Here is an 11021-nt window from a genome sequence, read left to right on the forward strand (position 1 = left end):
TCCTTCAGATACAGACCTTTCAGATGTTTTACTCTGGAAGGTTTTTTCTTTTTCAGCGGAACAGAAAAAAACTATATTTGCTAAAATTTAAAATTTCAGCATGAATTCAGGAACGATCCTTTTGCTATTTGTTTTTATCTATTTCGTCGGCCTTTTGGTGATTTCCTATTTTACAAGCCGGAATTCTGATAACCAGTCATTTTTTATAGGCAATAAGAAAAGTAAATGGTGGCTTGTGGCATTCGGGATGATAGGAACCAGCTTAAGCGGGGTGACCTTTATTTCGGTTCCGGGAACAGTCGGAAAGATGACAGGCAGCGAATATATTTTCGGCGGTTTTGAATATTATATGATGGTGATCGGCTTTTTCATCGGCTATTTTATTGTGGCAGCGGTACTTCTTCCACTCTATTATAAGATGAATCTGACCTCCATTTACACGTATTTAGGCAAAAGATTCAATGTGGAAGCCCACAAAATCGGCTCGGTCTTTTTCATTGTTTCAAGAGCCATTGGAGCCACGGCAAGACTGTACCTGGTTGTCAACGTTTTACAGATATTTCTACTGGAAGGTTTAGGCGTGCCTTTTTGGGTTACGGGTCTTGTACTTTTACTGATGGTTCTTTTATATACTTTTGAAGGAGGGGTAAAAACGATTGTAATTACCGATACTTTGCAGACTTCCTTTATGATCATCAGCCTGGTGGCGTGTATTATTTATATTTTATCCAATCTGAATTTATCCTTTGGTGAAGCATACACCATTTTAGAGCAGAAAAATTATACTCATTTTATCAACTTTGATCCCAATTCCAAAACATTTTTCCTTAAAACCATTTTAGGAGGGATTTTCATCACCATTGCCATGACGGGACTGGATCAGGAAATGATGCAGAAAAACATTTCTGTTGACAATTTGAAAAACTCAAAGAAAAATATGCTGACTTTTGCAGGAACTCTTCTTTTTGTGAATCTTGCATTCCTGTTTTTAGGAGGTCTGCTTTACCTTTTTGCATTACAGAACGGTGCGGAATACGGACTGGCAAAATCTGAAACGGTAACCAATATTTTCGGGTTCAAAGATGCAGCAGGAAATATAAAAAATATTATGGGTGACGACCTTTTCCCTGCCTTATCACTTCAGGGACACTTTCCGATGATGATTTCCGTTATTTTTATTATCGGACTGATTTCGGCACTGTTTCCTTCTGCCGACGGTGCTCTTACGGCAGTAACAAGCTCATACTGCGTGGATTTACTAAACCTTAATGAGGATAAAACCAAAACTGAAAAAGAAAAAAAACACCTCCGTATGAAAGTTCACCTGACTTTCACCGTGGTTTTCTTTATTCTGATCATGGTTTTTAAAGCAATGAATGATAAATCAATCGTTTACCTCATCATGGAAATTGCCGGCTATACTTATGGGCCACTTTTAGGACTTTTTGCATTCGGAATTTTCACCAAATTTCAGATTTCGAAAAAATATTCAATCCTTGCTGTGACCATTTTAGCTCCGTTTCTTACCTATTTAATTAATTATTTAGTAACCACTTACACCGACTACAGAATTGGTGTGGAACTGATAATCCTTAATGGGTTACTTACCTTTATCGGGTTGTGGCTGGTAAAGAATAAGCAGTATTTAAAGGTTGTATGATCAGGAAATTGATTTTAAATTTTGGCTAAAGCCTGATAAAATAATTCTAAAATCCGGATCATAAGTCCGGATTTTTGCATTTCCGTAAGCCGACAAAAAATTGTAAATTCGCATGCAAATAAATCCTAATATATGAGTAAAAGTATTGAAGAGCTGAAATCTCTTACAACACAAATCAGAAGAGACATTTTAAGAATGGTTCATGCTGTAAATTCAGGTCACCCGGGCGGAAGTTTAGGCTGTACGGAATATTTTACGGCACTTTACGGTAAAGTAATGAACTACAATCTTCCTTTCACCATGGAAGGTAAGAATGAAGATCATTTCTACCTTTCAAACGGGCATATTTCGCCGGTTTTTTATTCTACTTTGGCAAGATTCGGTTTCTTTCCGGTTGACGAATTGAGAACTTTCAGAAAATTAGATTCAAGATTACAAGGTCACCCAACCACTCACGAAGGTTTGCCGGGAATCAGAATTGCTTCAGGATCTTTAGGTCAGGGACTTTCTGTTGCTCTTGGTGTTGCTCAGGGTAAAAAATTAGACGGTGACGATTCTTTGGTATACACGCTTCATGGTGACGGAGAATTACAGGAAGGTCAGGTTTGGGAAGCATTGATGTATGCTGCGGCTAAAAAAGTAGATAATATCATTTCAACAATTGATTATAACGGACAACAAATTGACGGAAGCACAGAAAATGTACTTTCATTAGGAAATCTTCATGCAAAATTAGAAGCTTTCGGATGGATCGTTTTGGAAGAAAAAAACGGAAACGACCTTGAAGCGGTAATGGCAATCCTTGAAAGAGCAAAAACTGAAACAGGAAATGGAAAACCTGTTGTCATCATTCTTCATACAGAAATGGGTAATGGTGTTGATTACATGATGGGAAGCCACGCTTGGCACGGTAAAGCTCCGAATGACGAGCAGCTGGATACCGCTTTCAAACAATTGTACTTAGAAGCTCCGGCAGATTATTAATAATAAATGATGACGGTTTAAATCTTTAGAGAGAATTGTCATTTATCAATTATCAAAAACTTTAGTAAAAAAAATGAAATATACATATACAGAAAAAAAGGATACCCGTTCAGGATTCGGCGCCGGATTAGCAGAACTTGCCGACAAAAATCCTAATGTAGTGGCACTTTGTGCAGACCTTATCGGTTCTTTGAAAATGGAAAAATTCATCGAAAAAGCACCGGAAAGATTCTTTCAGATAGGTATTGCGGAAGCAAATATGATGGGAATTGCTGCAGGTTTGAGCATTACCGGAAAAATTCCTTTTACGGGAACTTTCGCTAATTTCTCTACTTCAAGAGTCTATGACCAGATCCGCCAGTCTATTGCTTATTCTGGGAAAAATGTGAAGATCTGTGCATCTCACGCGGGTCTTACTTTAGGGGAAGACGGTGCTACCCACCAGGTTCTGGAAGATATCGGTATGATGAAAATGCTTCCTGGTATGACGGTAATTAACCCATGCGATTACAACCAGACGAAAGCGGCAACATTGGCCATCGCTGATCACGAAGGTCCTGTATATTTAAGATTCGGAAGACCTACGGTTCCTGTATTCATCCCGGAAGATATGCCTTTTGAAATAGGAAAAGGAATTATGCTTCAGGAAGGTACTGATGTAACGATTGTTGCAACAGGGCACCTTGTCTGGGAATCTCTGGTAGCAGCCGATGAGCTTGCAAAAGAAGGAATTTCCTGTGAAGTGATCAATATTCACACGATCAAGCCTCTGGATGAAGAAATCATCATTAAATCTGTTGAAAAAACCGGGAAGATTGTTACCGCTGAAGAGCATAACTATCTTGGAGGATTAGGAGAATCTGTGGCGGGAATGCTTGCAAGAAAGAGACCTACAAGACAGGAATTTGTAGCGGTAAATGATACTTTCGGAGAATCTGCTACCCCTGCCGAGCTTATGAAAAAGTACAAAATTGATTCAGAAGCTGTAAAAGAAGCTGTGAAAAGAATTTTAGCTAACTAAGATTATATATAACCCGTTGTGCATTTTGCAAAATTTTGGTATTAGATTCGTCGGTTCGAGTGTTTTTTCGTAACAAAGTGGAGAAAAAATGTATCGAGAAAAGATTTATCTTCAAAATTACCAACTTCTCCATCCTATTTTTTTTTCAAAAGTCTACTCGAAGTGACGAAAATAAATCAAAATGCACAACGGGTTATATATATTAAAAAGGCTCGGGCTGTTTCTTAGATGCAACCTGACAAAATCGCAATACATTCACTTACAATGTATTGCGATTTTATTTTATGGAAATTTTCCGACATATTTCCGACAATCAAAACTCAAACCCCTTTCAAAGAACTCTACTGCAAAGATACAAATACTATGCCTGAAAGGCAAAAATCATACTCTTTTGTGGTTGTTTAAAACCTTAAAAATGCGAAATGTTATTATTTTTAAAGATCAACAGGTAGCTAAATAGAGGACCATATTAACTATATAGAATAATAAAAGCAACTACAACGCCTCCGATAGTAAAAACAGCTCGTTTTACCTCATTTCTGATCTGTCGATAGTGATAATTTTATTTTCTTTGAGTGGTCTACCCTCTTTACATCAGATATTATTTTTGACTTTCTGAACAGTTCCTATACTAACATTACAAATTTTTGCAGTGTCCCGGATAGAGTTTCCTTTCTTTAGGCTCTTAATCACCTCTTTATACTTAGATAGAAAATCTTCCATACTCTCCGTAGAACCCTTTTCACGCCCTTTGTAAGTTCCACGAGCCTTTGCCAGTGCAATGCCCTCACGTTGACGCTCTAAAATCGTTTCTCGCTCCATTTCTGCAATGTTAGCCATAACAGAAATGATAAGTTTGAATGCCTGATTCTCCTTTCCTTTGATTAGGCTTTCTATTCCGAGATTATCTACTTTTAAGATAACGCCATTTTCTTTGAAAAATTCCAAAGTTGTTAATATGTCGTACAGATTACGTCCTAACCTGTCAATAGAACTCACAGAAACGTAATTAATTTCGCCGTCCCCAATAGCTTTTATAAGTTCCTTCCCATGTTCTCTATCCTTAAAGGGAGTAGAACCACTAACAATATCAGTAAATACTCTTTCACCTACTGCTTGTCGTTCCTCTTGTCTTGCAATGTTTTGTGCACCTGTGGAAACTCTAATATATCGTGCTTTCATAATTTTAAAATATTATAAGCACCCTGCATTTAAGCAAGGTGCAAAGATTCTTATTGTAATTAGTTTCTGAAATAATACCCGTTAGAACTCATATAATCATACATCAAATGTCTGGCTGTTGCTTCCCAATCAATGTAAATGTAAGAAGGTAAGTTTTCAGGAATTGAGCCGTCCTGTTCTAAAGTAGTCTGTGCAAAATCTTCGTCTGAACTGTACTCGCCATAATATGAATCTGAAAGACTCTCTAATAGGTCTTCTACGTCCTTATGATAATAACTCATGCACTCTGCATAGGCTTCTATAACCTCGAAATCATAATCTGAATTGTTGATCTCTTCGGCAATCTCATAAATGTTTGCTGAAAGATGGCATTCGCTGATTAGCTTTTGTTTGATAAAGAACTGACTACATTCATAGTCCTGAAACATAAATTCTGGATCTTGCTCGTCTTGGTGAAGTTCCTGCATAGCTTCTAAAAGCTCGTCATAATTTGAATAATCTGATAATTTAAGCCATGAGCCATAAATGCTCCCTGAATTGTACTTACTGTAAGTACCAACATAGATTTGGAAGTCCTCCAAACAATTTTGTAACTTTGTCATTGTAGATAAGTTTTAATTACACGTTAAAATTTTACACATCCCCGCTCAATATTCGTAGTATTGACGGGGTTTTTTCTTAGTTTTTATCACTCGAAAACTATGCCAAATGTGCAAATTTTAGGGTGCTTTTGAATGAAACACAAGAAATATTTTAAACCTGTACAAAATTCTCTCAAACCCGTTCTAACTTTAAGTTACAGTCTAAAAATGTTCAAAAAAAGTGCTGAGGTTTTTAGACCTCCCAAAAACTTTTGCCCGACTCTCAACAGCTGGGGGTACTATCGAAAACTTGACCTAGTGGGGTACTGCTTGGCTTAGATACCTACTCTATCGAGACATACAAAAAGAGTACTAATAATATTTCAAATTCAAGATTTTTAATGATACTTTTGCAAAACAATTTCAAATATGACCTTTACAGAAGCTAAACAGGATTTTGACCACAAATACGAAAATGTAGTAGAGTTTGACTGCTTCATTCAAGAGCACTTAACTTTTGGAAAAAAAACAAAATTCCAAAAGAAGGATGGAACTAAGAATGAACAATATTACAAGTGGCAATTTCTATATTCTATTATCCAATCGGGACTTTATATAAAAGATTATATTGGCACAGAAATACAATTTCCAAAAGGAAATAAATCTTCAGCACCACTAAAACTTGACGGAGCCATTTTTGATGACATTTCTTGGTCAGACAAATACAAAGACTATCATGAAAATGGCAACAATGAAAGTTTAGAATGGTTACGGGAACATTTAATTGTCTCATTAGAATTCAAAAAAGAAGATAATAAAACTGTAAGTGATGTTTGGGATAAACAGTTAAAAGCCTATCTAAACGAAAGTAGAAGATCTTTTTGTTTGGCAGTCCTTTATGATACAGAAAGGCTTTATTTATTCCGTAAACACAATAATAAGTTTTTACGATATAGCGAAGAATTTAACACAAAGGGAGAAGCAAGTAAAAGTAAAGAATTGGCTTTGCACATTCCTGATCCTTACATAAATATCCCAAGTTTCGAAGATATTTTAGCATGGACAGAAACCAAAGTTGTTGATCGTTCAAAACGAAGTATAAAAGATTTAGATATTATTTCAGGAGTACATTCTACACAAATTAACGATGCTATGAGTAGTATTTTACGTACTATGGACAAAGTAGGAATGGTTAATCAAAAAGGCTTTGAAATTTTAATTCAAATTCTTTCTTTAAAAATCTTTGATGAAAAAAGAAATGAAAAAACTTCAAGCCGTTTTTTAGATTTTTATATTAAAGAAGAAGAAAAGAATTTCAAATCTCTTGCCGATAAACCATTACAAAACTTCATAAAGCGTAATAATGATCTAAGGGACGAAGCATCAGGAACATATTATAGAATTTTAAAAGATAATCCTTTAAACCCTAAAAACGAAAATCACATAAAAGTACTTATTGAAGTTGTCTATCAATTTCAAGACTATTCCTTTGTTCGTTCTCATAAAACAGACCTATACCAATTAGTATTTTACAAGTTTGCGACACCCTTTTCAAAAGATGCTAATGCACAGTTTGTAACACCATTACCACTAATTGAGTTTTTGGTTAATATTGTAAATCCAAGAAATGGTGAAACGGTAATTGATCCAACAGTTGGTATTGCTGATTTCCTTTCGGTTTCTTATGTGAACTCAAATAGTAAATTAGACGATAATAATATTTTTGGGATGGACATTGATGAGCAAATGGTAATGCTTGCCACCTTAAATATGTTATTAAATGGGGATGGAAATGCAAAAATTAAAGCACAAGCAGGTTATGGTTCCTTACTTTCAAAATTTGATCACAAAGGGGAAGTCTTAGAACTTGTGCCAAGCATGAACCAAAAAGGTAATTGGGATAACAGACCCGACGAAAACAAACTTAAAAAATTCGATGTCGTTTTAACTAATCCACCATTTGGAGAAGATCGAGCCTTTGTACCAAAAGACGACAAAGATCTTGAAATGATACAATGTTATGAACTCTGGCATTTGTACAGTAACAAAGGGGAAGAACCAGAAGAGGGCAGAAAGAAAAAAGCTGAAAAACAAGCTAGCAAAATAGATCTAGGCGTTGTATTTCTTGAAAACGCTTACCGAATTTTGAAAGAGAATGGAAGAATGGGGATTGTTATATCTAATTCCATTGCAAGTATTGATACTCATAAAATAGCAAGAAAATGGATCATGGACAACATGCGAATTGTTGCAATTTTTGATTTACCTGCCAATGTATTTGCTGAAACAGGTGTAAATACCTCAATTATTGTCGCCTATAAACCCAGTGAAAAAGAGCTGAAAAAACTAAAAAAACTAAACTACGAAGTATATTTTAAAGGCATTGAAAAAGTCGGGTATGAAGTGAAAACAAGTAAAAGAGTCAAATTTTTCTCACCAAATTATAAAATCAATTACGAAAACTTTGAGATAGAAATAGACAAAGATGGTAGAGCTTTGCTTGATGAAGAATTTACATATACTATTTCTGATTTCAAGAATTGGTGTTTGAAGCAAGAAAAATCATTGCAAGATATTTTTATTAAAGCTAAATAATATGAGCAACAAGTATTTAAAGGTACCTAATTCTATTTCTTATAATTCCATCGTTGAAAAAGAATATACCTTATCTTCATCTCAATATATGGATTTGATAATGCCTAACAAAAATTTTCTTTTTGTTAGAAATTTCTTGACAAGAGATCTACAAAGAAAAGATTTAGGTGTAGAAGTTGGTTCCTTGAACTATATTGGGCAATCAACGCATTATTTTGTAAGAACAAAAGCACTACAAGCTCATTCATTTTTACCAGAAATAACAATCGAAACAGCCCTCCCAATAATGCCAAATTCATTTGTTAATATGAATCTAAAACAAGGCGATTTATTAATTTCAAAAGATAGTAATATTGGTGAGGTTGTAATTTTAGATAAAGACTATCCAAACTTTATGCTTTCAGGGGCAATTTATAGATTACCCGTAATTGAAAAAAAATATTATTTACTAGCATTTATAAAACACCATATTTTTAGAGAACAACTAGACTTCATGGTTCCTAAGGGATCAACCATCCGCCACGCAAAAACACTCTTTCTGGATTGTAAAATTCCAATGCCTAATCATGATCCAGAAAATACAATTAAATTTGTAGAAACACTAACAAAAGCAATTATAGTTAAAGAAAATCTTATAAAACAACGTCATAAAACAATTTTATCTTTGATTGAGAATGAAATAACAAATAATCAAAGATCAGATATCTTCACGTTTGAACTACCGAAATTGAAAGAAATTAGTGAAATTGGAAGATTGGACACAAATTTATATGGTAAATATTTTAAAAAAGAAATTTTCAAAATACAGAATTACATTGGTGGTTTCAAATCATTTCAAGACCTTGGTTTCAAACTAATTAGAGGCAATAATTTAGCCGTATCTGTAATTGGATCAAGTGTATATTCAGATATCGACTATAAAAATTTCTATAAATTATTTCTGCCTAAGAACATTAGTAAATATGGTACAAATATCAGAAGTGAATACTTAGGAAATCCTAATAAACTAATAACTTTAAAAAAAGGGGATATAATTTTTGGTGCTGAGGGTTTTGAAAAGGGGCGCTCAATGGTAATTTTCGATGATTCACAAAGGAATATTACAAATTTTCATGGAATGACCATTAGACAAAGTACTAATAATTTAAATCTTACAATTTATTTTAAATGTTTGTTAGATTACCTACGAGATAAAGGGCTAATAGATTTGTACGCAACAGGAGGTAATGGAGGGAGTTTATCACAATCTTATTGGAGCACAATTCCTTTTCCCATGTTTGATGAAAATAAACAAAAAGAGATTGTCTCTCTCTATCATAATCCCACTAACTCTTATATGTCTGACAACATCACATTAGATAATTTTATCGAAAAAGACGATATTTTTAATAAAAATGCGGGCATATGCGAATTAGATAAAACAGCAAAACAATTAAAACAATTATTAAATCAAACTATTGACAATATTACTAATGACATTGAAACTGAAATCAATTTTAATATACTAATGAGTTAATAATTACTAGGCACAAAATTTGTAGTTTTGTGCAAATATTTCAACGAAAAAATAAAAGTGTAATAACGTTTGTCTTTTGTTCTGTGAATCGGCAAAATTTATAAGAACCACAAAATACAAACAGTTTAACACACTTGTCATATCTATGGCAAGTGGTTATCCTGTTTTTATGTGGTACAGGCTTTGCCGAGCCTTCAGAACAGAAAGCATGTGAGAACCCACTTGCTTTTTTTGTTGCCCAAAATCAAACAAAATTTATAAAAATATGAGCAACACAAATGACAGCGGATGCCTGCCCGTATTCGCATTTATCCTTTACTTAATCGTAATTATTGGTTCAGGGGTTCTCTCATGGAACTGGACAGAACCAGAATCTTTTGTCGGAGCAATTGGATTTTTGATTGTCTGGGGAGTCCTCACCTCCATCGGACATTTTATTCTCATTGGAATTATTGCATTAATATCTGAAAAATAATTCATTATGAAAAATATTTACTTATTAATAGCTTTTTCCGTAGTAGTTAGCTGTAAAAAACGAGATACTTTGGATGATGTTTATATGAATACTGATTCCATTAGCACCGACACCACCTATCAGGCTTCTACAACCATTTTCAACGATTCAGCAAACAGTATTCAGGACACCGCATCAATTGAGTCAATAAAGCCCAAATACGCAATTATATGGGCGATAATAGCTCCCAATAGCGACTCTGTACTTACTAAAGAGAATATGTCTCGTTACCAAAGTATCGGAAGCGATGTTATTGAAATGATGGATATAAGCGAAGATGCTAAGTACAAAAAAATGGACGAGTTTGAAAAAACGCTGTATCATGACCGTGCTATTCCAGCAGGTATGAATATCAGAAAAAGGAAAATCCTTGTGTTTGACACTTACGCAGAAACTTCAAAACAAAGAGAAGAATTTATCAAATAAAATATATCATTATGAAAAAATTAATTTTTACACTAGCGTTGGTACTACCAACACTTTATTTTGCACAAACAGCTCAAAAAGAAATTCCAGAATCCTGCAATATTGAAACAGGATTTAAAGAGCCAAAAGGACAGTATAAAAACCAAAGAGCCCTCAAAAGAGTTGGTGCAAGTGTTGATGATTTAAAAACACATATTTCTGTTGACAGAGGTGTTGATGCTAAGTCAATTACACTGCTTCAAATATCTGAACAATTAGGCAACGGAATTTACATTGTATGTGCTAATGGGGTAAAATATAAATACCGTCGAAGTGGTTCCGTTTTCTATAGGGATGGCGTTGAGAATCCATTTGAACAATTAAACTCTGGGAAATAAATGCATTTTCTAACTTCAACCCTTAGTTTAAGATGCTATACACTACCATATAAAGAATATAGCACTTGGGAAAATATAGAGTTTTACTTAATGCTAATCTCACTTGCTATTCTTTATGTTGGTTGTACTTATTACCTTCTGTATGCTTTAAAACTTATTACGGAT

General features: G+C 34.3%; 10 protein-coding genes. 8 read left to right on the top strand and 2 right to left on the bottom strand.

Translation table 11 applies throughout. From position 1 onward, the window contains the following. The first annotated feature begins 100 nt into the window (after window positions 1–100). The 3 genes from IX38_RS06920 (at window position 101) to IX38_RS06930 (ending at window position 3665) form a co-directional block, all read left to right on the top strand. Window positions 101–1660: a sodium:solute symporter gene (locus IX38_RS06920; RefSeq protein ID WP_034703271.1), complete on the top strand. Its 1560-nt coding sequence runs from the start codon at window positions 101–103 to the stop codon at window positions 1658–1660. 132 nt (window positions 1661–1792) lie between these two features. After that, window positions 1793–2644, top strand: a complete 852-nt coding sequence (locus IX38_RS06925) for a transketolase (RefSeq protein WP_034703272.1) — start codon at window positions 1793–1795, stop codon at window positions 2642–2644. Window positions 2645–2717: 73 nt separating this feature from the next. Next, a complete protein-coding gene (locus tag IX38_RS06930) occupies window positions 2718–3665 on the top strand; it encodes a transketolase family protein (RefSeq protein ID WP_034703274.1) in 948 nt (315 codons plus the stop codon). Window positions 3666–4259: 594 nt separating this feature from the next. On the opposite strand, the gene IX38_RS06940 is transcribed toward IX38_RS06930, so the two are convergent. Further along, the gene (locus IX38_RS06940) at window positions 4260–4847 is read right to left on the bottom strand and encodes a recombinase family protein (protein ID WP_034703278.1); all 588 of its coding nucleotides are present in this window, start codon (window positions 4845–4847) and stop codon (window positions 4260–4262) included. Window positions 4848–4906: 59 nt separating this feature from the next. Then, a complete protein-coding gene (locus tag IX38_RS06945) occupies window positions 4907–5449 on the bottom strand; it encodes an antirestriction protein ArdA (RefSeq protein ID WP_034703280.1) in 543 nt (180 codons plus the stop codon). Window positions 5450–5857: 408 nt separating this feature from the next. Here IX38_RS06945 and IX38_RS06950 point away from each other — a divergent pair, with 408 nt between their 5' ends. The 5 genes from IX38_RS06950 to IX38_RS06970 all read left to right on the top strand — a co-directional run bounded on the left by IX38_RS06950 (window position 5858) and on the right by IX38_RS06970 (window position 10856). Continuing rightward, on the top strand, window positions 5858–8023 hold the full coding sequence (locus tag IX38_RS06950) for an HsdM family class I SAM-dependent methyltransferase (RefSeq protein WP_034703283.1): 2166 nt from the start codon (window positions 5858–5860) through the stop codon (window positions 8021–8023). Window position 8024: 1 nt separating this feature from the next. After that, entirely contained in the window at window positions 8025–9539 is a 1515-nt protein-coding gene (locus IX38_RS06955; protein WP_034703285.1) for a restriction endonuclease subunit S domain-containing protein, read from the top strand. Window positions 9540–9804: 265 nt separating this feature from the next. Next, complete coding sequence (locus tag IX38_RS06960) at window positions 9805–10014, top strand: hypothetical protein (protein ID WP_034703287.1); 210 nt, start codon at window positions 9805–9807, stop codon at window positions 10012–10014. Between the two features lie 6 nt (window positions 10015–10020). Next, window positions 10021–10479, top strand: coding sequence for a hypothetical protein (locus IX38_RS06965; protein WP_034703288.1), 459 nt, complete (start codon window positions 10021–10023; stop codon window positions 10477–10479). An 11-nt stretch (window positions 10480–10490) separates the two neighbouring features. Then, the gene (locus tag IX38_RS06970) at window positions 10491–10856 is read left to right on the top strand and encodes a hypothetical protein (protein ID WP_034703289.1); all 366 of its coding nucleotides are present in this window, start codon (window positions 10491–10493) and stop codon (window positions 10854–10856) included. Window positions 10857–11021 lie beyond the last annotated feature (165 nt).

The organism is Chryseobacterium luteum (genome assembly GCF_000737785.1).
Taxonomy (GTDB): domain Bacteria; phylum Bacteroidota; class Bacteroidia; order Flavobacteriales; family Weeksellaceae; genus Chryseobacterium; species Chryseobacterium luteum.

Bases quoted from the DNA above. Each gene is read 5' to 3' on its own strand.
- IX38_RS06965 (WP_034703288.1), top strand. From the start codon at position 10,021: ATGAAAAATATTTACTTATTAATAGCTTTTTCCGTAGTAGTTAGCTGT.
- IX38_RS06925 (WP_034703272.1), top strand. From the start codon at position 1,793: ATGAGTAAAAGTATTGAAGAGCTGAAATCTCTTACAACACAAATCAGA.
- IX38_RS06970 (WP_034703289.1), top strand. From the start codon at position 10,491: ATGAAAAAATTAATTTTTACACTAGCGTTGGTACTACCAACACTTTAT.
- IX38_RS06920 (WP_034703271.1), top strand. From the start codon at position 101: ATGAATTCAGGAACGATCCTTTTGCTATTTGTTTTTATCTATTTCGTC.
- IX38_RS06955 (WP_034703285.1), top strand. From the start codon at position 8,025: ATGAGCAACAAGTATTTAAAGGTACCTAATTCTATTTCTTATAATTCC.
- IX38_RS06950 (WP_034703283.1), top strand. From the start codon at position 5,858: ATGACCTTTACAGAAGCTAAACAGGATTTTGACCACAAATACGAAAAT.
- IX38_RS06930 (WP_034703274.1), top strand. From the start codon at position 2,718: ATGAAATATACATATACAGAAAAAAAGGATACCCGTTCAGGATTCGGC.
- IX38_RS06940 (WP_034703278.1), bottom strand. From the start codon at position 4,847: ATGAAAGCACGATATATTAGAGTTTCCACAGGTGCACAAAACATTGCA.
- IX38_RS06960 (WP_034703287.1), top strand. From the start codon at position 9,805: ATGAGCAACACAAATGACAGCGGATGCCTGCCCGTATTCGCATTTATC.
- IX38_RS06945 (WP_034703280.1), bottom strand. From the start codon at position 5,449: ATGACAAAGTTACAAAATTGTTTGGAGGACTTCCAAATCTATGTTGGT.